19 protein-coding genes are annotated in these 23,817 nt (G+C 43.6%); 17 read left to right on the top strand and 2 right to left on the bottom strand.

The annotated features are described in order from the left end of the window. Positions 1–12: 12 nt before the first annotated feature. Positions 13–744, bottom strand: a complete 732-nt coding sequence (locus ACFE8Q_RS06685; RefSeq protein WP_375444596.1) for a hypothetical protein — start codon at positions 742–744, stop codon at positions 13–15. Positions 745–1,006: 262 nt separating this feature from the next. Here ACFE8Q_RS06685 and ACFE8Q_RS06680 point away from each other — a divergent pair, with 262 nt between their 5' ends. Then, the gene (locus tag ACFE8Q_RS06680; protein ID WP_375444595.1) at positions 1,007–2,200 is read left to right on the top strand and encodes a helix-turn-helix domain-containing protein; all 1,194 of its coding nucleotides are present in this window, start codon (positions 1,007–1,009) and stop codon (positions 2,198–2,200) included. A 63-nt stretch (positions 2,201–2,263) separates the two neighbouring features. Here the strand turns inward: ACFE8Q_RS06680 and ACFE8Q_RS06675 are convergent, their stop codons facing one another. Next, on the bottom strand, positions 2,264–2,926 hold the full coding sequence (locus tag ACFE8Q_RS06675; protein ID WP_375444594.1) for a thiamine diphosphokinase: 663 nt from the start codon (positions 2,924–2,926) through the stop codon (positions 2,264–2,266). Positions 2,927–3,151: 225 nt separating this feature from the next. Here ACFE8Q_RS06675 and ACFE8Q_RS06670 point away from each other — a divergent pair, with 225 nt between their 5' ends. The 16 genes from ACFE8Q_RS06670 to ACFE8Q_RS06595 all read left to right on the top strand — a co-directional run bounded on the left by ACFE8Q_RS06670 (position 3,152) and on the right by ACFE8Q_RS06595 (position 23,812). Next, the gene (locus ACFE8Q_RS06670) at positions 3,152–3,622 is read left to right on the top strand and encodes a peptidylprolyl isomerase (protein WP_375444593.1); all 471 of its coding nucleotides are present in this window, start codon (positions 3,152–3,154) and stop codon (positions 3,620–3,622) included. Positions 3,623–4,527: 905 nt separating this feature from the next. Next, positions 4,528–5,583 (top strand): hypothetical protein, encoded by a 1,056-nt coding sequence (locus tag ACFE8Q_RS06665; RefSeq protein WP_375444592.1) that lies wholly within the window; start codon positions 4,528–4,530, stop codon positions 5,581–5,583. Positions 5,584–5,640: 57 nt separating this feature from the next. After that, positions 5,641–6,378 carry a hypothetical protein gene (locus ACFE8Q_RS06660; protein ID WP_375444591.1) on the top strand — a complete coding sequence of 246 codons (738 nt, stop codon included), beginning with the start codon at positions 5,641–5,643 and terminating at the stop codon, positions 6,376–6,378. A gap of 189 nt (positions 6,379–6,567) precedes the next feature. After that, positions 6,568–8,481: a YjbH domain-containing protein gene (locus tag ACFE8Q_RS06655; protein ID WP_375444590.1), complete on the top strand. Its 1,914-nt coding sequence runs from the start codon at positions 6,568–6,570 to the stop codon at positions 8,479–8,481. Positions 8,482–8,498: 17 nt separating this feature from the next. Continuing rightward, positions 8,499–9,296: a polysaccharide biosynthesis/export family protein gene (locus ACFE8Q_RS06650; RefSeq protein ID WP_375444589.1), complete on the top strand. Its 798-nt coding sequence runs from the start codon at positions 8,499–8,501 to the stop codon at positions 9,294–9,296. 22 nt (positions 9,297–9,318) lie between these two features. Next, the gene (locus ACFE8Q_RS06645) at positions 9,319–11,634 is read left to right on the top strand and encodes a GumC family protein (RefSeq protein ID WP_375444588.1); all 2,316 of its coding nucleotides are present in this window, start codon (positions 9,319–9,321) and stop codon (positions 11,632–11,634) included. An 85-nt stretch (positions 11,635–11,719) separates the two neighbouring features. Next, the gene (locus ACFE8Q_RS06640; protein ID WP_375444587.1) at positions 11,720–12,394 is read left to right on the top strand and encodes a sugar transferase; all 675 of its coding nucleotides are present in this window, start codon (positions 11,720–11,722) and stop codon (positions 12,392–12,394) included. Between the two features lie 160 nt (positions 12,395–12,554). Next, on the top strand, positions 12,555–14,090 hold the full coding sequence (locus ACFE8Q_RS06635) for a lipopolysaccharide biosynthesis protein (RefSeq protein WP_375444586.1): 1,536 nt from the start codon (positions 12,555–12,557) through the stop codon (positions 14,088–14,090). Positions 14,091–14,113: 23 nt separating this feature from the next. Then, positions 14,114–15,709: a hypothetical protein gene (locus tag ACFE8Q_RS06630; RefSeq protein WP_375444585.1), complete on the top strand. Its 1,596-nt coding sequence runs from the start codon at positions 14,114–14,116 to the stop codon at positions 15,707–15,709. 29 nt (positions 15,710–15,738) lie between these two features. Beyond that, positions 15,739–16,800 carry a glycosyltransferase gene (locus ACFE8Q_RS06625; RefSeq protein ID WP_375444584.1) on the top strand — a complete coding sequence of 354 codons (1,062 nt, stop codon included), beginning with the start codon at positions 15,739–15,741 and terminating at the stop codon, positions 16,798–16,800. A 9-nt stretch (positions 16,801–16,809) separates the two neighbouring features. Beyond that, complete coding sequence (locus ACFE8Q_RS06620) at positions 16,810–18,012, top strand: glycosyltransferase (protein WP_375444583.1); 1,203 nt, start codon at positions 16,810–16,812, stop codon at positions 18,010–18,012. A 45-nt stretch (positions 18,013–18,057) separates the two neighbouring features. Then, positions 18,058–19,281, top strand: coding sequence for a glycosyltransferase (locus tag ACFE8Q_RS06615; protein ID WP_375444582.1), 1,224 nt, complete (start codon positions 18,058–18,060; stop codon positions 19,279–19,281). A 150-nt stretch (positions 19,282–19,431) separates the two neighbouring features. After that, positions 19,432–20,532 carry an acyltransferase family protein gene (locus ACFE8Q_RS06610; protein WP_375444581.1) on the top strand — a complete coding sequence of 367 codons (1,101 nt, stop codon included), beginning with the start codon at positions 19,432–19,434 and terminating at the stop codon, positions 20,530–20,532. A gap of 202 nt (positions 20,533–20,734) precedes the next feature. Continuing rightward, a complete protein-coding gene (locus ACFE8Q_RS06605; RefSeq protein ID WP_375444580.1) occupies positions 20,735–21,310 on the top strand; it encodes a putative colanic acid biosynthesis acetyltransferase in 576 nt (191 codons plus the stop codon). Between the two features lie 13 nt (positions 21,311–21,323). Continuing rightward, positions 21,324–22,976, top strand: a complete 1,653-nt coding sequence (locus ACFE8Q_RS06600) for a GMC family oxidoreductase (RefSeq protein WP_375444579.1) — start codon at positions 21,324–21,326, stop codon at positions 22,974–22,976. Then, positions 22,973–23,812, top strand: coding sequence for an aldo/keto reductase (locus ACFE8Q_RS06595; protein WP_375444578.1), 840 nt, complete (start codon positions 22,973–22,975; stop codon positions 23,810–23,812). Before ACFE8Q_RS06600 ends, ACFE8Q_RS06595 begins: the two co-directional genes overlap by 4 nt. The last annotated feature ends 5 nt before the right edge of the window (positions 23,813–23,817 follow it).

Genomic DNA, 23,817 nt, shown 5'->3' with positions numbered 1-23,817 from the left:
AATGGCCAACAGCTAGTGCCTGGTACCAAGCGGTTTGGTCAGTTCATCATACTGTTGAACAAGCTTGACCAGAGCAGTCTCCGGTGCCTGTTTGAAGCGAATTTTTTGCTGGCGAAGATAGGCCGACAACTGCTTGCGGCGGTCGGCTAGTACAGCAAGCGTAGCCCGCCGGGTTTTTACCGGAAAATAATGGCCGTTCCTGCGAATGTAGTAGGTCGTTCTGGGGTCGTATATGCCATAGCCAAAGCTGCCCGGATTGACCAGAATGACTTTCGTGCGGCGGGCCAGCAATTGCGTGGGGCCGTCATAGAGCAGATCGTAGAATCCCGTTGGCAGGGCTTGTTTAACCGTATCGAGCCGGATAAACGTGTGATTCTGAACCGTGAACGTCGGTAACCGGTCGGAGTGAAGGGCCATCCGGTAGCCGCTCGGGTGCACCACAACGACCTCATCTTTCACAATGTCGTAGAGCAGCGGCACGGTGAATTGACCGCCTTCATAGGTTACCTGACTTTCCTGCAAGGTATCGTTCGGGAAAAAGGCGTGTCCGGTCAATCGCCGGTCGTAGCTGATGTACTCGGGGCCATTGTAGAGCCGTTCGAGGGTGTTGTTGACCCGGGCATGCTGCGCGATAGCCGACCGGGTTGCCGCCGCAACAAACAAACTGTCTTTATTGGCCGGTTGGCCACTCGCAGGCTGAACAAACAGGCTGTAGCCGCACAGGGCTATTAGGAAGCGCATCATACATTCGGAAAAGCTGCAATCTACCACGATTGGTACATAAACGAAGCTACACATTCATCCCTATTTAAAGTAAGGGAACCATGAATACGAAAAACCAAGCTAACGGTCCTGGCTGATTGTCGACCGTACCTGAACGACCGGGTCGGGGGCAACGAGGTTGTTATAAACGGCGCTTTTTTATGACATTCAGAGATGATGTGTTGGCGAATGAGAACAAAAAAAAACGTTCTTTACTAAAAATTTTACCAAACCCGATCCGTCCATGACGCTCGTCAGCAACAACATCAAATACCTACGAAAGTTGAATGGCTTAACGCAGGAGCAGTTTTCGCAGCGCATCGGCATCAAACGGTCGTTGCTGGGAGCGTATGAAGAGGCGCGGGCCAACCCAAACTGGAATACGCTCATCACTATTGCTAAACTCTTCAACACATCGGTCGATCAGTTGTTGAAGCAGGACTTGCGCAAGATTCGCGAAACGCCGGATCTGAGCCTGCCGATTGGGCCGCATGCCAGCACCCGGGCCGCATCGCCACCGCCTATTTTCGGTGATACAGACGACGAGGAAGATGATTTTATTTCGTCGCCCCCCCAGATCAGCGACCCCCGGCCACCTACAGACCGGGAGTTTATCGGGGCCGAGCCCCAGCCGCTGGTAAATGTGCTGGAAAAATACTACAAAGCACCTGCTGAACGACAAGCACCCGAACGTACCCAGGCTGATCGAGGCCCGGCGGCCCCGCCTCGCCAAACGCCGACTGAACGCGGAGAAGCAGATCGTGCGGTGCCGCAGTCGGGGCAGTTGTATGAAGAAATGAGGGCGCGGGCGGGTCAGCCTGTTCAGTCGCCTCAATTTACCGTTAGCCGGAACGCCGAGGGATTCACTAGTGGGGCCGAGCCGTTACCGGCCTTCAACAACCATTTTGAAAAGGCACCATCGCCCACCACACCGCTGCCCGAACGGTCGCCGGGCAGTGATACGTCGGCGCAGACCATTCACTACGTACACCAAAGCCAGTTTGGCGATTATCAGCAGCGATTCCAGCAGCCCGACTACCTGAGCCGCCTACCCACCATGCGCCTGCCAATGTTGCCTATGGGCCAGTACCGCGCCTTTGAAGCTGATGGTGATTTCACCTTTCCCGGAGCCTGGCTGATCGGGCAGTTTGTGCGTAACTGGTTCGAGATCACCGATGGGCAGTTCTATATATTGCTGGTCCAGCATCAGGGCATGCTTGCGCGGCGGGTGTTCAGTCACGTAAAAGATAAAGGCACACTGCTGCTCACCGCCGATAGACCGAACGTACCCAACCGGGAAGTGGCGTTGAAAGATGTGCTCGAAGTCTGGGATGTGAAGGCGTTTGTAAGCCAGCAACTCCCACCTCCCGCCCCCAGCTACGACCGGATTCGACAACTTGCCGACGAACTACGCTACGAAGTAGAACGACTGAAGTGAATGGATTGGGGATTTGGAATTGGCTCTGCTTAGCTTCGTGGCGCTATGTAGCGGAGCCAATCCCTAATCATGGCATTCCATCAGGAGCAAATCGCCGGTTTGGGTGGTGATACGGACGAACCCATCGGCGGCGGCTTCATTGCTGCTACCCGTCCGGTAGCCGATCGTCAGCGAGTCATTATGCAGGTTATAAAGTAAACCCTCTGTGTCTATGCCCGTTACAGTACCAACCGGGATCAGTGAAATAGGGGTGCCTTTGGCATACCATTTCTCAAAGCGGCCAACCAGGGGATAAATCACCGAATAATCGTCAATCAGTGTGATTTTGATCGTCGACTTGAAGCGAACAATGTTCGTCAGATTCGTGATCGTGTGATCCATGCGGCGACCGGTGGCCCACACGATATTAACCGCCGGAAAGCCGCGCTCGATCAGAAAATCGATGCCTTTTTCCAGATCGGTTTTGTTCTGATCGGGCGTCGACACAACCTCGATCGGGTATTGTGCGGCCCGGATCGACTCTATATCGAGGTTCCGGTCAAAGTCGCCAAGGAGTACGTCGGCTTTCAGGCCCATGTCGATAACGCGGTGAATTGCCTGATCGAGCACGACCACATACGGCGACCACTCAAGCAGTTGACCAAGCAACTCGGCATGGCAGGATTCGCCGTTGGCAATGATCAGCGCAGGTTCCTGTTTTTCGCGGACAATATGATGTGATGACATGGGTTAAAAGTAATCATTGACGGGCATTAGTGGTCATTTGCCGTTTGCGTCACTGATGGTCGTTTGTTGTTTTCCAGCCATGACCACCTGATAACCACCAATGATGCCGACGGCAAATGACCACTAATCACAACGAAGCCCATAGCCCGTGCACAGGCTGGAAAAATAGAACCAAATAACGGGTCTTGCCCGTTACCTACCCATACCAAACGCATTGATTGACGTATGCATATTACAAAACATAAGGTAGCCGCCATTCGGTACACGTTGCGAAACGATGCCGGCGAGGTACTCGATTCCAGCGAAGGCGGTGAGCCACTTTATTATCTGCACGGCGAACATAACCTGATTCCGGGTATGGAAGAGGGGCTTGAAGGTCGGCAGGCGGGCGATAAACTCAACCTGAACATTCCGCCAGAAAAAGGCTATGGGGTACGCGATCCAAAGAATGTACATGAGGTGCCTAAAACGGCGTTCGGTGGTGCGCCAGTCGAGGTAGGCATGCAGTTCCAGGCCGACGATGGTATGGTGGTAACGGTAAAGGAAGTTGGTCCTACCTCCGTTACGATCGATGGCAACCACGAACTGGCGGGCGAAAACCTGCACTTCGATATTGAAGTAGTGGAGGTGCGCGACGCTACCAGTGATGAAGTAACGCACGGACATGCGCACGGCCCCGGCGGGCATCATCACTAGGCTGGTTCAGCTTGTCTATTCACTAGCGGCTCGGGCAATCACTGTCTGAGCCGCTGTTTGTTTATAGAGGTAAGTAAGCTGTTATAGACAAAACGGTGAAAGTTATACGAACAAAAAGGCTGCCAAAAAAATTGGGCATAACCGGACAATAAATGTAACCGGAGGTAACATTAAAAATGGATTAAAATTAGATAGATCAATGTGGTTAAATCATACAATTATTTCGGGGAATAGGCAGGTAAAACGAACAGATGATTACTTATTTAAACAAAAAATATGATTAAATCTAGGTAAACTATATTTCTACAAGGGTTACCACTAAGTTGATTTTAATTTTATTAGACAAATACATAGTATACTTGCTATCGGATAAGAGTACGTAATCTCTATCTGCTCACACACCATGACATTAAACTATAGGTACGCCCTACTCAAAAGGAGTTCCTTCAGAGTAACCGCTACTGGTATCGCCTGTGCGCTGCACGGCACCAGCTAGTTCCTTAAAATGCTTCTGATGTACGCAAGAGGAGACCAGTTGGATTGATAGGATAAAAATTAAATTCAGCCAGCCAGTTAATCTACTCGTTAGCAATGGGTTAGCTCAGCCAGAGGAGTACATTTTTATCATAAAGGTTTTAGGTAACCGGCTAAAATAAAACAACTGGTCCGGGTATATATGATGAGCGTATTCCTTCTGACGATCATCATGTGACCAAAAATGTAATATAGTCCACAGGGTTAATGGCATAATATTTGTTACTGTTATAGTGTATAAATTGACAAATTAATAGCCACTTGATCTATCGTTGTAACATATTGTTTCATGCTGATCGGAAAACCTATCAAGCATTACTACGCTCACAGTCAACCATTTTCCTACGTACTAATTTGTAAAGAAACATTACATGAAAACTGCAAAACTGAGTATCCGATTTCTCGCATACGGGTTGTGTCTGGCGGCTACCCTGTACAACTGTAAGACGAAGGACGTTGACTCGCTGACTCCCTTCACGTATACCTTCAAGGGTTTTGATGCAACGCTACCTACAGTAACGCCTACTCAGCCAGCAGCCGTGTCGGTGACTGCTTCTTCGCTTACGTCATCAACTGCAACAGCAGCCGTCTCGTCGGGTTTGACCAACCTAACCGCAACCGGCCAGGTGCCTGCGGTTGTACAAGCAGCAGGTGCTGCTGTGTCGAGTGCTGTGTCGACATCAAAAGCTGCCGAACTTGCTGCTAGCTTTTCACCTGCCGTACTAGCCAACCTAACAACATCGGGTACGTTGCCTGCCAATCTACAGGCTGAAGCAGCAGCGTTGGCGGCTAACCCGGCGCTTAAAGCCTACCTTCCCACCTTCTCACTGCCAACGGTAAACGGGAAACCAGTTGGTGGCCGTACGTCGACGGGAGCTACTACCGGGTTGATTGAAAAAATCGCTGCCACTTACCTCCGGGCCGATGATGATGCCTGTAAAGCTGCCGCCGCCAAAGCCTTTGCTGACGCTGTGGTGGTATTGGATGCGGGAAAAACTTCACAGGAGGCCACAGTAAACCAGGCGTTTGCTACTGCACAAACCAGTATTCTGGGAGAGGTAGCGACCTGTAAGTCGACGGTGACGACCAGTTATGGGAGTGTTCGTACCAACATCACTCAGCAATTCAATCAATCGATTGCTTCATTGGATGCCGGCAAAGCGGTACTGGGTGAAACGTTATATAACCTGCTACGCGTGTTGTATGCTGTATCGTATTCGCAGACATTACAAACCATTGCGACCCTGCAAAGTGCTGATAATAACACCTGTGACGCTATTTCAACGGCGAAACTGGCAGCAGCTACTCAGGCAAAAACAACCGACCTGAACAAAATCACGGCCAACTACAATGCCACGTTAGCGACCTTAACCAAGGCCCGCGATCAGGCTGTTGCCAGTTGCCACAACCAGGGTAATGGTGGTTGATCGGTGTACCATTCTCCCGAAATTGTTCTGACTCCAATCCCTCATTCATACACTATCATGAGCAAGAAATACATTGCATCCGCTATCGTTGTGCTGGCTGGTTTTATGGGAAGCTACTCAGCGCAGGCACAGGTCAACCTGAAGAGCATCAGCGTGGGAGCCAGCTACTGGCAACCTTCGCTCGACTATTGGAATGATCGCTCTTTCCTGACGGCCTATAACAATGGATCCGGCGCTAAATTCTCAGGACAGGTAATTCCTACGGCAGCCATTGAAATCGGGATTGCCAAAAATCTGTCTGTCGGAGGTCGGGTGGGCTACTACAAAAGTTCAGCGTCGAGCAGTTTGGTGATTGGTGGCATTACGCGAACGGAAGACTTTTCGATCTCGATCATTCCGGTGGCCCTTGATCTGAAATATACGTTCGCTCAGGCACCTGCACCAGCCACAACAACGGGCACTACTACCACACAGGAGAAACCTAAAGATGCTTTCCTGACGCCCTACATCGGTGTTAGTGTGGCTCGTTACTTTATCAACAATGAACTGAACCGGGTGGTTGTGGCCAACCCAGGTACGTTGAGCGAGAAACAATCGGGAAATTCGTATGGTGTGCAGGTGTTCGTTGGTGCTGAGAAGAAACTGGTGAAAATGCTGTATGCCGCACTCGATGTCCGCTACCACCTGGGTAGTTATAACCAACTGACGAGAACGGAAACGACAAGCACCACTGAAAAAGTGAGCCTCAACGGTGTAGAAGCTGGCCTTTCGCTCCGTCTGAAGTTCAATAACTAGGTCATTACCCGAAAACAGTAGTAGCAACCAATCCGACAACCAGGCCACTTTCTGGTCTGGCTGGCAGGAGGATTGATTACCACTAATTAGACTGAACGAGATAAACTACTGAATGAGTAGAGAAAACAGCACGCTTACCAGTTAACTGTTAGCTACGTATAGGGATAACCGTTCAAAATTGCCACGTATATGAAGGCCGGAAAAAAGGTTTTGTTTAAGCTGCTGCTTGTTGTGTGCGCCGGTCATCCGGTGCAGATACTGGCGCAGATGAACATATCCGGCAAACCGGGCCTGATCTACATTCCAACGGCAGACCTTATGGAAGATGGCACGTTTTCGATCGGTTATAATTACAACCCGTCGAACTATGCGATCAAGTTCAATAAGCCAAGCGATGCCAGTTCGGAAAATATAACGTATGTGAACCTGGCTATTCTACCTCGGCTGGAAGTAAACATCAACCTGCTGAATCCCAGCAAGCGACTTGTTTACCTGGAAGGGGGCATTGGTGATCGACAGGCTGATATAAAGTATGTATTTCTGAAAGAGAAGCGTCAAGTACCGTCGATGGCCATCATTCTATCGGCTCCTTTTGGGGTAGACAACTCGCTTCTAACTCATGTAATCGTTGCCACAAAGCATATCCCTGTTGCAAAGTCGATTAACGCCGGTGTTACAGTGGGTATAGGAAGCCCTTATTCTATTGGCAGGCGAACAAACGCAAACGATATCCTTTCCGATTTTAGACTACAGGATAAGCGGGATTCGGCCAACCACTACCTGGTAGGACCATTTGGTGGCGTTAACGTCAATTTTTCGAAGAAAGGTGGAATACTAGCCGAGTGGGATTCCCAGCATGTAAATGTTGGTGCCTATGCGACTTTATTTAAACGCTTGACTATTCAGGCGGGCCTGTTGGGTGGTAATCAACTGTCGGTGGGTACGTCTTATACGGTTCCTCTGTTACGAAAAAACAAGCAGGCATCCAGCCAGAAAGAAGCCGAGCAGCCGGAGGTAGTTTCAGTGCCAATCGGATCAGCGGTAGCTGGTGAAAAGACAACGCAAGCCGTCTTGACTGATTATGAAAATCTGGCGGTAGACAGTGTTGGCAATCGAGTGTATTACGAACAACGGTTGTATCGTAATCCATTCATTGGCATGATCAAGCTGGTTACTCCTCTGATGTCTCAGCTAATCAACGAGTTCGTTCCGCTTTTCCAGGGGGTGCCTATTGCCCGCTATCAATTCGGTAATTCGGTAAGCACGAGCACTATATCCAGCCTGGAGCGGGCTGAGTTTGCAAGATCTCACCCGTTCGATAGCAGACATTATAAACTGGATTTTCGGCTACAGCCTGAGTTCATCGCACAGTTTGGCTTCCGCGATCAGACAGTCGAAAGTAAGATTAACCTGTTGTTGCAAAGTCAGTTGTATCTGAGCCGGGGTCTGGTACTGAATTGGGGTGTTCTGTTTCCAATCAGCAACAAACTGGATAACCAGGCCTTGAATGTCAGGCCTGCCCCCACTTTTCTGAACCAGTTTCTGGCGCTCAATGGCCGCAATTTCATGAGCCTGTCGGCGGGTTTGTTTTACAACGATCAGTATGGCTTGAATGCGCAGTACCGCCATGCCGACTTGACAAGCAACTGGTCTTATGGCGTAGAAACAGGGCTTACAGGGTTTTATTACTTCCCCGAAAATGGCTTTTACTACGAGTCACTAAGCCATCTGCTTTTGATCGCCGACGTCGCTTACCGCTTCCAGAAACGGGATATTACCATTAAAGTGTCTGGGGGGCAGTATTTACATCAGGATCGGGGGGGACGAATAGATCTGTTCAGACAGATGGGTAATGTGGAAGTCGGCCTGTTTGCCACTAAAACCATAAACGGGACAACAGGAGGCTTCAACTTCGCCATTCCTATTCCGCCGGGACGGATCGCACAAAGCCAGCGACTGAGGCTTAGGAGTAGCGAAGAGTTTCGATGGGAGTACGCCTATACGAGGGGATATAACATAGGGACCCGCTATAAAGTAGGCTACCAATTAGACGCACTGCTCCGGCAGTATCACGGCAGTTATCTGCAAAATCAGTATCGATAGTGTTTGACGAATCACCTATGAATGTACGTGCAATTCTTGCCCAAACGGGTTTTTGGTTAGTTGGCTTATGCTTGTTTATGTCGGGTTGTATCAGCAGTAAGGAATTAGTGCTTTACCAGGCAACTGGCCCTGGTAAAGACACGCTAACACTCGGTGCCAATTACATACCCACGATTAAAGCCGGTGATGTACTCTCGGTACAAGTAGGTAGTTTAAGCCCCGAAGCCTCTGCGTTCTTTAACCCGTACATGGCTATGAGCGCAATGGGAACCAGCGTTCAGAATTCACAGACAAGCGCTTTGCCCTACACGCCCGGCTACCTGGTTAACGAAAGCGGGAAAATCAACTTACCGATCCTGGGTGATCAGCTTGTTCAGGGGCTCACTACCAGTCAGGCAGCTGGTGAAATCCGCACCAAGCTGCTCAATTACCTGAAAGAGCCCACCGTAAATGTACGGAATCTCAATTTTCATATTACCGTAACAGGTGAAGTTGCCCGCCCTGCGCTCTATTCCATTCCAAATGAGCAGATTACGTTGCCGGAAGCACTCGGTTTGGCCGGTGATATCACGATCTACGGACAGCGGAAAAATGTGCTCGTTATACGAGAAGAAAATGGAAAGCAAACGTTCAACCGCATTGATCTGACAAAACGGGATGTGTTCCAATCGCCCTTCTATCACCTGCATCCAAATGATGTAATTTATGTAGAGCCTGGTAAATCGAGGGTTGCTAGTGCAGACCGCTTTTACCAAACCGTACCAATCATCCTGAGTGCGCTCTCATTCATTGCAATTATTATCTCTCGCCGCTAATTGCTATAACTCTTTACCCGATATGGCTGACAAAAACTACTCCTATGTTCCTTACCAACTGGTAGAGGGGGAAAACAAAAATCTCCGGGCTGTGCTATTGCGGTATCTACGCAACTGGCCCTGGTTTGTGGTTTGTATCGCTATGGCGTTAGCAGGGGCTTACGTCTATCTACTATACCAACCCGAAGTTTACAAAGTACAAGCCAGTCTTTTGATCAAAGACGAGAAGAAGGGACTTGACGGCGAGAGTATGCTCAAAGAACTCGAAATCTTTACGCCCAAGAAGGTTGTGGAAAACGAAATCGAAATATTGAAGTCATATACCCTGATGGATAAGATTGTTAGCCGCCTTGATCTGGCTACACGATATTACAAAAATACCTCTTTCGGTGATCGCGAGACGTTTGCTCCACCCGCCCGCCTCATTGTTGAACAGGCAAACTCGTCTCTCTACAAAGAGCCAATTGCAATCGCTTTTCCTAAAGCGGGTCAGGTAACCATCAACGCTATAACGTACCCGCTGAATCAGAGCGTACAGACCCCGTTGGGCCGGTTGAGAGTATATACCCGTGAGGCGTTACCGGCTGGCACAGCGCCTTTATCAGTGATGGTGCAGGCGCAGACCGACGCTGTAAACGGATTTTTGAAGAGCCTGAAAGCAGAACCTACCTCGAAGGCATCGAGTGTGATCATGCTGACGATGGAAGATGAGATTCCAAAGCGGGGTGAGACCATTCTGAATCAGTTGATCGAAGAATACAATCAGGCCGCCATTGCCGATAAGAATAAAATGGCGTCGAATACGCTGAAGTTCATTGAAGATCGCCTTGACCTGATATCAGGTGAACTGGCAACGGTGGAAAAAGATGTTGAGCATTTCAAATCAGCACAGGGCATTACGGATCTCAGCACCCAGGCCCAGAATTTCTTGACCACCGTGCAGCAAAACGACGCCCAGTTGAATCAGGTAAAAATTCAGTTAGGAGCATTGGGCGATGTAGAACAGTATTTGCAAAGCCAGTCGAAAGGGCAGGGTATAGCACCGGCTACACTGGGGCTGGGTGATCCCATCATGTTGGGCATGGTAAACCGGCTTTCTGAACTTGAACTGAAACGGGAACAGATTGTGCGCACCACGTCGGAGCTAAACCCACTGGTGCAAACCATTGATAGTCAGATCAGCGAGGTAAGGCGGAACGTTACAGAAAACGTTGAGACCATGAAACGGCAATTATTGACGTCCAAAGAGCAGATGGTTGCTAATAACGGACGTATGGAAAACATGATACGGACCATACCTAATAAAGAGCGGCTTCTGTTGAACATCTCGCGGCAACAGGCAATCAAAAACGACCTGTATACGTACCTGCTCCAAAAGCGCGAAGAAACAGCCGTTTCGTTTGCATCGACAATCTCTGATAGCCGTACCATCGATGCCGCCCGGTCTGATAGCAAGCCCGTTAAACCCGTCAGGCGGTTCTATTTTCTTATCTTTTCGCTCATTGGCTTCCTGCTCCCGATTGCAGCCATGGCCAGCCGGGATGCGCTGAACAACCGCATCCTGCGCCGTACTGATGTGGAAGAACAAACAAATGCGCCAATTTTGGGTGAGCTGACCAAAAGCAAACGACCAGAACCCATAGTGATTAAAGGCCGGAGTCAGTCAGTTTTGTCTGAGCAGATCCGGACCCTTCGGACCAATCTGCAGTTTATTAAATCGAACACCGAGAAAAGCCAGGTACTTCTGTTTACGTCTAGTATCAGTGGTGAGGGAAAGTCATTTATCTCGCTCAATCTGGGGGCCAGCCTGGCCATTACCGGTCGCAAGGTTGTGATTCTGGAAATGGATTTGCGCAAACCGAAGCTGCATAAAAACCTGGGTCTGGTGGCTGGGTACGGGATCAGCAACTACCTGTGTGGCGAATCTACGCTTGAGGAAGTCATTCAGCCAATTGAAGGGTACGAGAACTACTTTATGATTACCAGCGGCCCTATTCCACCTAATCCGTCGGAATTGCTTAGCACGGATAAACTAGCAGAGTTGATCAATGGGCTAAAGGAGCGTTTCGATTACGTACTTATTGACTCGCCACCAGTTGGTCTTGTTACCGATGCCCAGTTGATCGCCCCACTGGCCGACGCCACGATGTACATAGTGCGCCATGATATAACACCTAAGGTCTATCTGAAGCAACTGGATGTCTGGTATCGCGAACATCGTTTCAATAACTTGAATGTTATTCTGAACGCGATCGGTGAAGGCGAAGCGTATTATAACAGCTACAATTACGGAGGGTATTACGATTCGGTTAAACCTGATGCTAAATCGAAGAAATAGTGAAGTAGTGCTCACACTTTGTTAGCACAGAAGCTTTTTCAGATGAATTACATTCGTAAACTAAGCATCGCTCATGTTATCTTCAATGGACTCTTTTGTTGGCAACAGCACCTACTATGCTGTTGCCGATAAAACGGCACTGGGTGCCATAAATCCTACCTGGTACGTACGGTACGGTAAGCGTACATTCGATCTGGTTTTCTCACTACTATGCGTTATTTTTATTCTCTCCTGGTTGATTCCTGTGGTGGGTATACTAATTAAACTTTGCTGCCCCGGACCAATTTTCTTTTTGCAAAAGCGAAATGGTCAGCATGGTCGCCCGTTCTGGTGCCTGAAGTTTAGAACCATGCGGCATAAACCAGACGACGCCTTTGCACAGTGTGAAAAAGATGATCCGCGCGTAACCAGAATTGGTCGTTTTCTTCGGAAAACTAATCTGGATGAGATGCCCCAATTTGTGAACGTGTTAATTGGGAATATGAGTGTTGTTGGCCCTAGGCCGCATGCTGTGCAGCATGATGATAAATTCTGGTTTGCGTTGGAAAACTATCCTGCTCGCTACCAGGTACGTCCTGGCATTACTGGACTGGCGCAGGTACGTGGTGCAAGAGGAGAAACGAGCACGATCATAAAAATGAAACATCGGGTGAAATACGATCTCGTTTACATAAAACACCAGTCATTCGGTTTAGATGCCAAACTTTGCTACAATACAGTCAGAGCAATGCTTCGGGGTAATGTAGAAAATGCTTGGTAGAAGTAAATGTGTTCTACTGCAACTGAAAACTATGGGTTAATTGATACTCTTTAAAAAAGTTCGGAAGTGTAGTTTATTCTCTACTATATTTATAGTGTAGAATAAACTACACTTTCAGCTAGTCGAGTCAAACGACGCTATTTGCTTAACAAAAGTTACAATGTCTACTGCAAAACGAGTTTTATCTGGGACAGTTGCCGCCTGGGCACGGATTGGTGTCACGATGGTATCGCAGATTTTGCTTGTACCTATATTTTTAACATACTGGGACTTAGAAACCTACGGAGTCTGGATTGCAATTCAAGCTTTCATTAATATTCTTTCCACCTTCGATAGAGGATTTAATGATTATTTGGAGTTTGAATTTTTAAAGATAGGTGCTGAAAATAAAGCTGAAATCTCTGCTCTATTATACTCTGCTTTCGGGGCTATGGTAGTGATAGGGCTCGCTGAGTTTATTATTGTACTAGGGTTAGTTTTTGGTGCAAACAGCACTAGTTGGCTATTCAATACTACTAGTAAAACGACAAGCTTAACAGTATGCCTCGCTGTGGTCATTCAATGGGGCACATGGACACTCACCAACGGAGTGGGTATGTTTACTAGGTTGATGAGTGCATTTGGCCATTATCACCGTATGACGTGGTGGGGGGTGTTGATTGCTGCCGTTTCGTCGATAGCACAAATTGGTCCTGTCGTTTTGGGAGGTGGGCTTATTGAAGCCAGTTTAATGACAGCAGTAGTAACAATTCCTCTCCTTGCTTTACAACTGCTGTCTATCATACGCATATTACAACGAGAGGAGATTTTTTATTCTCGCCCTGCACTAAGCGTAGGCATTCATCGTTTTGGGACATCAATGCTATTATCGTTACGTTATTTTCTTGATAACTTTCAACAACAAGGGATACGATTATTTATTGCTCCAGTATTGGGCGTAGTATCGTTAGCAACTTTCTCAACTACCCGCACTAGTGCTAATGTGATTCTTCAAGGCCTTACAACTATTGCTTACCCAATTATGCCGGAGATGATGCGTTTTCTACATCAACGAAACCAGCAGAAACTAGAAATGACTTTTGATACTATTTGGTTTATGGTCATTGCTGTGTTAGCACCTGCAATTGTAGTTATACAGTCGGTAGGGGGTCTGTTATTCCATGAGTGGACGAGAGGTAAAATTGAGTTTAACCCTTTGCTATTCGCCTCATTATCGTTAAGTGTTTTGGTATACGGATTCGCTCAGGTAGCTATGGCTGTTCTAAAAGGTAACAACTTGCTGAAAAAGCAACTTATACTGTCACTTTGTGCAAGTGCGACATTGTTAGGTATGTTAGTAGCCCTATTGCCTACGCTTAATTTGTTTGGAGCAGGTTTGGCGTTGCTAGCTGCTGAATCTATGAGCGCTTTTATTGCCATAAGCATAGCCAGCAAATGGCTCAATCAACATCAGTTACATTGGCCTCGCCGTAAAAGTCAACTTGTCATTATCTCGTTGCTTATTACGGCTGTTGGATTGATTACCATGAGCTCCTGGACAGAATATGAGTGGCAGATTATGCTAGGTACGTTGCTGTTTCTTGCTGTGAACACTTTCAACTATTGGAAAGCAATGGCGAATGAAACTACCCATGCTATTCAGCAAACGATGGGACGTTATATTAAAAACGTTAAAGGTCATACTTATAACCTTTAATATAAAATGAAAGGGCATTATTTATGAACAATATATCACAACATAATTATTACGTTAATAAGGAAGATTCACAGGTAAATTCAGCAAAGTTTTATAAGCTGAATTTAATCGAGAAATGGTTTTTTAGGCAACGTTTATCATATATTATATTTACTACTTTACCAGGGTGGATTCTAACGTTTATTACTGAACAAACGTTAATTGCTGACATATCAGCAATATGGGCATCTCTTGTATGTTTAATATGGATTTGGACACGTATGGGTCATTCCCTTGAGATGATTCGACTGGTTCGGATTGGAGCAGCTACCTTGTGCTTATTATTAAATAGCTCTTGGCTAACAGCATCTTTTGTACACCAATTTTCCTTGAATATTCTAATTGAGACTTCTTTGCAAAATGAAATGAATGGCGGCTTAGCTTTTTCATTTTATGCGTTAGCAATGGTATATATAACGATTTTCAGTTGTGTTTTGGCATTTATTGGCTCAACCTCAGCTGTTTTTAAATTAGAGTGTAAAATTTATCAATTATTTACTTATTTAAACAATATATCTATAAATTATCTTTTATTCATTGCCACCACAATCATTTTAGGTGAATTTGTGCTAATTTATTTTGGAATAATAGGACAGCGAGCTTTGCTTGTTGAAGGTGTTGATAAAGGAAAGTTGCCAGATTGGTATATCATATATGATTCCCTTTTTACTACTCAAACAATAATTAATTCGCTTATTCTTATTCATATTTGGAAGAATAAACGCCCTTTATGGGCTAATAAAGTGAATTACTTAATTCTTTTAGTATCATTTCTATTGTTTATGTTTATTTCTTTTACAAAAGGAAGACGTGATATTAGTTTTGGGTTAATAATACATGCCTATTGTATTTTTTTGCTACTTTCTTTAAGGCCAAATTTAAAAAAAACAATTCTTGTAATATGCATCGCTTATCCACTACTGTCTCAAATTATGTTGTTCAATAACTTTATGCGTAGCGGAATTGTGTATGTAGATGAGTCTAAAAGTGCACTTGAAACGATTCCAGATACTTGGATGCGTTTTCAGGAAAGCGAATCGAACATCAAAGAAGAAAGTAAACGTACTGAAGAGAATTTAGCAACAAGGCCATTGGTAGCAACTCCATTAGCTCTATGTTTGCAGTTGCAGGACTCTAAAAAGTCATTTATGTTGGGTAAGAATTTGTTGCACGCAATTATATGGACTATCCCTGGTCCTATATTTCCAAACAAAACAGATTATCCTACCCAAGAGGAATTATTGTACAAGCACTTTAGAATAGGTAGTGATGATACTGCAGATTCACTATATCTCAGTGCATATACAGAATTTAGTTGGCTAGGGCTCCTTATCTATCCAGCATTAGTAGTTTTACTATGGATGCTTGTTATGCAACTGATAATCTCTTTATGCCGGTCTGAGTTAAGCCTATTAATTATTTTTAGCGTGTACTTAAAACTATTCACGATAGGAATAGGTGAAGAAGCTGTAAATGCTTGGACTGTTGCTCTTCGGTTAAGCTTAGCTTGGCTGGTGCTTGATAATATTTTAGTATTGCTAAATATTAAACAGGAACGCATAAGTGTAGTAGCAGATTGATATCGAACAAGCAAGTATCAGATACGTAAATGAAAATCTTATATATAGGTGATAGCACTATGTCTTCTACTTCATATCAACGATATGAAGCTCTGAAACGCTTAGGTCATGATGTAGAGTTGTTAGATCCATACGGAATTTTGAGGAAAATAAATGAAAATAAATTTTTTAGCTATTTTCATTATCGGACTGGATATAAGTTTATACAAGTAATAGTTAATGAATGGTTAATTGCTGAACTAGTTAGGGTCGTCACTTCCGACTTAGTCTGGGTAAATAGCGGCGAGTTATTGGGTATTGAGGCTATAGCCAAATTGAAATCGTTGGATATTCCTTTAATTCTTTATAATAATGATGATCCGACAGGTGGACGTGATAAGGGGCGATTCACTACTCTACTTAAGGCTGTTCATTTGTATGATTTATGCTGTGTTGTACGAGATGTGAGTAAAATTGAATTAGAAAAACATGGAGCTAAAAAAGTTATCAGAATATCTATGTCGTATGATGATGTTGCCCATCAGCCATTTGTCAATCCTAATGATATTCAACTTGAGTTTCGATCAGATGTAGCCTTTATTGGTACGTGGATGCGGCATGAAAAGCGGGATGAGTTTTTACTGAAGCTTATTCAACAAAATATTAAAGTAAGTATATGGGGTGATCGATGGGCAAAGTCACCCTACTGGAACCAGCTTAAGCCCTACTTCCGGGGTAATTCATTATCAGGGCGCGAATATGTTTCAGCTATACAAGGTGCTAAGGTCTGCTTGGGTCTATTATCGAAAGGGAATCGAGACCTTCATACAACTCGTTCACTCGAAATTCCATATGCAGGAGGTTTACTTTGTGCTGAGCGTACAACAGAACACTTAGCTTTCTATAAAGAGGGTAAAGAGGCCGTATTTTGGGCAGATGTTGATGAGTGCGCCAGGGTCTGCAGAGAACTATTAACTAATGATGAACTGCGTGAGTCGATTCGCAAGGCGGGAATGCGGCGGGTACGGGAAATGGGAGCTGGCAATGAAACTATATGCCAGCGTGTGCTTGACGCCGTTAAATCGATTGTCGACGAACCTGTTAATTCTTGACATTCCACTATGCAGATCATTGTTTTCAGCCATCCATTATTCATGAACTCTCAGAGTATGCCTCGTTTTACCAATCTACTGGTAACGGGTATGCAGAGCCGAGGACATGAGGTTGAGGTATGGTCACCCGCACCAAAGCTATGGACTCTGACGGAGCAAGCATCACTCAAAAAGTGGTTTGGGTACGTTGATCAGTATATTCTATTCCCAATTCAGGTACGTCGTAAGCTTAAAAAGATGAGCCAGAAAACGTTGTTTGTCTTTGCCGACAACGCACTGGGTCCGTGGGTTCCATTAGTAGCCGACCGACCGCATGTAATGCACTGTCATGATTTCTTGGCTCAGCAGTCGGGCCTTGGTAAGATTCCCGAGAACCCAACTAGTTTTACCGGGCAACTTTATCAAGCGTTCATACGCAGGGGCTATCGGCAGGCGCAAAACTTTGTGTCGGTTTCGGCTAAAACACGCCGTGATCTACATGAACTATTAACTAAGAAGCCGCTCTTATCGGAGGTGATTTATAACGGCTTAAATAGACAATTCATAACTGGTGATGTGTGCAAAGCACGAGTTACACTTTCTCACCACATAAGGCTTGATTTATCAGAAGGATACTTGTTTCATATTGGAGGCAATCAGTGGTATAAAAATAGGCTAGGCGTTATTAAGCTCTATAATGCCTGGCGATCACAGACAATCCAACCGATTCCCCTGTTAATGATCGGGGAAAAGCCTGATGAAGCATTACTACAAGAACGTATCCTATCGGCTTACCAGCAGGATATCCATTTTATAACCGGCTTGAATGATGAGGCAATCAGACTGGCCTATCAGGGAGGTAGCTTATTTATTTTCCCATCCCTGAATGAAGGCTTTGGCTGGCCTATTGCCGAAGCAATGGCATCCGGTTGTCTAGTGCTAACAACTGCTGAAGACCCTATGCGTGAAGTAGCAGGCGACGCAGGTTACACGCTGCCCCGGATGCCCTTTGAGAAACTTAGTCAGCTCAATTGGGCTCAAACTGGAGCACAGGCTATAGAGTCTCTTCTATCATTACCTAAAAAGCAAAAAGAAGCTACTGTGAAACGTGGCCTTACCAATGTAGAGCAATTCGATACGAACTCTTTTTACACTCAGATTGAAGCTGTTTATCAGCAGATTATAACCCATTACTCAACTACCCACCCTAATACTCATATTTATGTCAATTGATCGTTGGAAACTAAGTTCACGAAATCATATCCGAAACAGTACGATATGCGCATTCTCCATCTAATAGGTAGTATGGACCCTAAAACAGGTGGCCCTTGTCAAGGAATTAGACTAGCAGCGCCTATTTCAGAAGACATGAGCGTTTATCGTGAAGTTGTATGTGGAGATGAGCCAATGTCAGCATATCTGGGAACGGACCCTTTTCCCGTTCATGCGTTGGGAGGTATGGGGAATCCTTGGTGCTATAGTCCAGAACTGCTACCCTGGCTGCGAAAGAACGTGCATAGATTTGATGCTGTTATAACCAATGGATTATGGTTATATCATGCTCAGGCGGTCAGAAAAGTGCTAAAGGAAGAAGAGAAAGAGGGTCGAAAAAAACCAAAATGGTATGTGATGCCACATGGTATGTTAGATCCTTATTTTCAGAAGGCTACGGATCGAAGGTGGAAAGCCTTTCGTAACTGGATTTACTGGAAATTATTGGAAAGGAAAACGATCAGCCAAAGTGATGGGCTTCTATTTACTTGTGAAACGGAGTTACTTGTAGCGCGTACTACTTTCACAGGATATGCACCTAAAAGGGAACGTAATGTTGGATACGGTGTGTCTTCACCGCCTGTTTATAATGACATAATGCGCGAGGCCTTTCTCGAAATATGTCCAGAAGTAACAGATAAACCTTACTTATTATTTCTTAGCCGGATACATACGAAGAAAGGAGTAGACTTGCTGATTGATGCCTATTCAAAGCTCGCCGATAAGTCGGTAGAAAATAATTATTGTTTACCATATCTGGTAATTGCCGGACCAGGTGGTGATACTCCTTATGGCCAGTCCTTACAACGGTTAGTCCGCAAAAACTCTAAAGTAAAAAACATGATTTTTTTTACTGGAATGCTACAAGGGGATGCAAAATGGGGAGCGTTTTATGGTTGTGAAGCATCTGTATTACCTAGTCATCAGGAAAATTTTGGTATTACTGTAGCCGAATCGTTAGCATGTGCAAAGCCAGTCTTAATATCAAATCAGGTCAATATTTGGCGCGAAATTGAAGCAGGAGGTGGGGGGCTGGTAACCTCTAATACGCAGGCAGGGACATTTCAATTACTTAAGAATTGGGTATCTATGCCAAAATCTGAACAGAAAAAGATGAGTACTCAGGCAAAAGCTGTCTTTGAAAAACATTTCACAATAGTAGAAGCTGTGAGTAACTTTGTGAAAGAAATCGGTGATAGCAACAAGAAGGCGAGAGTAGGGTTACAGTAGGGGGTGTTTCGTATCTGAAATGCTTTGTATCAAAGTGAATAATTATGCTGAATAAAGGTAAATAAACTTGAACAGGGCATGTTGACTTATAGTGATGATTAAAAATATACCTATCATAACGTGCGCAAGTATTACTAAAAATGTACCTGTATGAAAACAAGTTTACACCGTTTAGTTATTCTCGACAGCCTAAGGGGGTTAGCATCTCTAATTGTCTTATTCCATCATGTATTTAAACTTAATGCACTCTATTTTCAAGAGTTGAATCATAGGGTTTATATAATTTTAGAATTTGTTTCAAACCTCAATCAGCAAGCTGTTTTGTTCTTTTTTATCTTATCTGGATTTTCGATAGGACTTAGCTTGAAAAGATTACCACTTACAAGTTCAGCGGATGTTAATAATTACTATTATAGACGCTTTAAGCGAATATTACCCATATACTGGATTGCGTTAATTATTTCATTTATTTGTGGTATTCTGACCAATACTGTTTATACAAAAGATTTTAGTTTTTATAATTTTTCCGGAAATATATTTTTTTTACAAACTTCTTCGTCGGCTACTCCTGCCTGGTTCACACCTTATGGATTGAATGGTCCATTATGGTCTCTTGCTTTCGAATTTTTCTTCTATGTTTTGTTTCCTATTACATATATTTTTGATAAAAAGTATTTAACTGGCTATTCTAGCTTGTTTAAGTACTTTATCCTCTCAATTGCAACAATATGTTCTATTGCTGTTAATAGATTACTATTTGTACCTTATTTTTTATTTTTTGGTAATTTTATCCTTTGGGTACTTGGTTATCTTATATCACAGACATATATCCATAGAAGACGTTACGACAAAATTTTTGTTGTTTCATTTATTTTAAGTGCTTTTTGTTTATATGTAGAAAATAGATATCACCTTTCAAGGTCAATTTATATGATTTCTAATGGGTTAATTATTAGTAGTTTTTATTATTTTTTTGTCGTAGTGGGTGGCTTTGCTAATGCACTATTTTTCAAAAGTATAGTATCGAAACTTTCAATAATTTTAAATAATCTATTTTCCACTATTGGAAGGGGAAGTTACGCTATGTATGCTTTTCATTACCCCCTACTATTGACGTTTAATTACTATAATTTAACCATCGAGATGCAGATCGTTGTGTTAGTGTTATTCGTCTTTTTGTGTATTTTAGTTGAAGAAAGATTGATAAAATATAGTTTCTCGTTTTTGAAAAAAAATTATGTTACATATTAAACATTAAATCGTATGAATAGAAAAAGTGACACAGCGTTAGTCTTTAGTATAGTTGAAGGTATAAGCAAATATAACTTTAACAAAATCTTTTTAACTAAAGGTCATGAGGTTTACGTAATTTTATCTTTACTAAACCAAATAGTTTAATAAACTAATTTGTCTTTTTTCTAAACCAAATTGGGAGTGGTAAATATATCGCGCAATGCTTAGTCAACATACTATTGATGATCCTGATGCATACAAACGCCCTATTTTTTCAGTAGGGGAGAAATTTCGACGTGTGATCTGGAACTTAGCATGGGCACTCTTATGCTTATGGACACCCAAGCCATTACATAACTGGCGCGTTTTAATTCTTAAGACCTTTGGCGCAAAAATTGGGAAGTCTAATTTTATATACCCTGATTGTAAAATTTGGGCACCATGGCTTCTTGAAACAGAAGACGTAGTTACTATTGGACCTGAGGTTGAAATTTATAACCCTGGAGGAGCAACTTTAGGTAGTCACTCTGTAATTTCACAAGGTGCTTACTTGTGTGGAGCTACACACGATTATAATAGCCTTCAATTCACATACAAAAAGAAAAAGATAATTATTGAGTCTTATTCATGGATATGTGCTAAAGCAATTGTTCTACCTGGAGTTCACTGTAGCGAAGGTAGCGTTTTAGGTGCTGGTTCTGTTGCTTCAATTTCCCTGAAACCTTGGACAGTGTATGCAGGGAATCCGGCTGTAATAATTAGAGAGAGGAATAACTTGTTGAATTGTGAAGACTAACGTACCAAGGAGAATGGATATATCAGCAGTTTGGAATACTCAATTCGACTTATGTATTGTGGGAAGTGGGCCTAGCGGTTTGATTGTAGCCCTAGAGTACTCTCGTTTAAATCCGGGAAAGCAAGTAATAATAGTTGAGTATGGTATTGCAGTAAGCGAAGGCCCTAATGCGCTTGATGATTCTATTACTGTTTCAAATAAAAAGAATCATCATGAGCCATATGAATGCACAAATAAAGGGTTAGGAGGAACTTCAGCAACGTGGGGAGGACGTTGTGTAATGTATGATAAAATTGATTTCTTAGATCGTCCCATCTTAAATGGCGGATGTACATGGAATACTGACATCTTTAATGAAATTCAATCATATTTACCACAAGCAGCAGCTTATTTTGAATGTGGTAATCCAATATTTAATATACATGAAATACCTGATTTTACTGATAAACGGATAGCGGCAAATTTTGTAGAAGATCATGTTACAGATTCTGTTTTGGAACGGTGGAGTATGCCAACAAGATTTGCTAGTCGTTATAGTAGAGAATTAGACGAGAGAGAGAACTTAACGACGTTATTAGGGTACGAATGTAGAGATATAATTATAGATAGTGAAACTGAGGCTATCACTGCAATATCAATCAGGAATATTGAGACTAGTAGTGTTCACCTTATTAAATCACGGCTTTTTGTCTTATCTGCCGGGACGCAGGAAACAACCCGAATCTTGCTCCGAAACCCTCAAGTCTTTAGTTCATTAGCTAATGTGCCAACGTCGCTAGGGAAGTATTATCAAGGACATTTATCGGGAAAGATTGCTTCAATTAAATTTACAGGTGACCCTGAAAAAACAGATTATGGATTTCTTAAAGATTCCGATGGAGTGTATATTCGGAGACGTTTTCAATTTACGGACCGTTTTCTATTAGAAAATAATCTTTTGAATACAGCAATATGGCTAGATAATCCTTTGTACTTCGATCCGAAGCACCGAAGTGGACCGATGTCTTTCATGTATTTAGCAATGATTACTCCAATCCTCGGTAAAAAACTAGCTCCGCCAGCGATTGCTCAGTCTATTACAAAAGGAAAGATTTTCGGAATTTCCAAACACTTGATTAATATTTTGATTGGGTTACCTAAGTCTTTATATGTGCCTGCTATTATTTTTTTTAAAAGGTATCTTAGTCATCGAAAATTACCTGGTGTCTTTCTTTTTAGTCCAGAAAATAAATATGCACTGCATTTTCATTCTGAGCAACTTCCAGACATTTCAAATCGAATGGAGTTAGGTGAGGATAGAGAATCATTGACCATTCATTATTCTATTTCGGAGCAAGATATAAACTCAGTTATTGTTTTACATAAAGCACTTGATAGTTGGCTTCGTAGAACGGGGGCTGGAGAATTAGAATACTGGTATTCTGAAAATGAACTTCATAAAGCTATTTCAGAAATGTCTAAAGATGGAATTCATCAATCAGGGACTACCAGAATTGCTAATTCTCCTGAAGAGGGCGTAGTTGATTCTCGATTAAAAGTCTGGGGGACTGACAACCTTTATATTTGTAGCAGTTCTGTATTTCCAACCTCTAGCCAAGCGAACCCTACCTTCTTGTTAGGGGCTTTTGCAGTTAGGTTAGCTAATGATTTAACATATGCGTCATGAAAACAGTTGAACTTGCATCTGGAATTCACTCTTCCGCTTTGGGGTTTGGGTGTGCACCAATTCTTGGGTCTGTCGATAGATCAGTCGCTGTTCGAGCTATTAACGTTGCTATAGATTGTGGGATTAATCATTTTGATCTGGCTCGTTCTTATGGATATGGCGAAGCAGAAGGATTTATTGGTAAAGTGATTAAAGGCCGAAGGCAACAATTTATTATAGCTAGTAAGTTTGGGATACAGGCCAATTGGAAAGCTAAACTTTTTAGACCAATTAAGCCCATCGTTCGCGCAGTCCGCGATAATATTTTTAAGAGATATTATTCAGAAAATTCTCTCTCCTTAAATATTTCTCATTCAATAGCTGATCGGTTCCATGATAGGGTTCCGTTGAGTGGCGTAATGATGCGTGCCAGCCTGGAACGTACTTTATCCGCATTGAAATCGGAGTACTTAGATTACTTTTTTATCCATGAACCACCTGGTGTGCTTGTACATTTAGATGATTTAATGACTGTGGCAGATAAACTTAAATCAGAAGGTAAGATTAGAGCTTGGGGTCTTGCATATAACAGATCAAACGAATCTATCCACCGACTTTATCTTACTCAGTTCGATTTGTTACAGTTCAATATATCTCCTGGCGTTTTGGACTATAGTATTGTTGTTGATGAGCGAGGAAACAAACCAAATATACTTTTCTCTCCTTTGAAAGGTGGTGGTTTAATGAAACCAGCTGATAAGCTCAAAACCTTATCTGAAGACTTTTCGAAAAGTGTTATCTTATGTTCAATGTTTAACGAAAAACATATTAAAGAGAATTCTCTTTTATTTGATTAGTTTTA

This window comes from uncultured Fibrella sp., from assembly GCF_964250085.1.
Classification (GTDB): Bacteria; Bacteroidota; Bacteroidia; order Cytophagales; family Spirosomataceae; genus Fibrella.
This window is presented reverse-complemented; position numbering and strand designations above follow the sequence as displayed.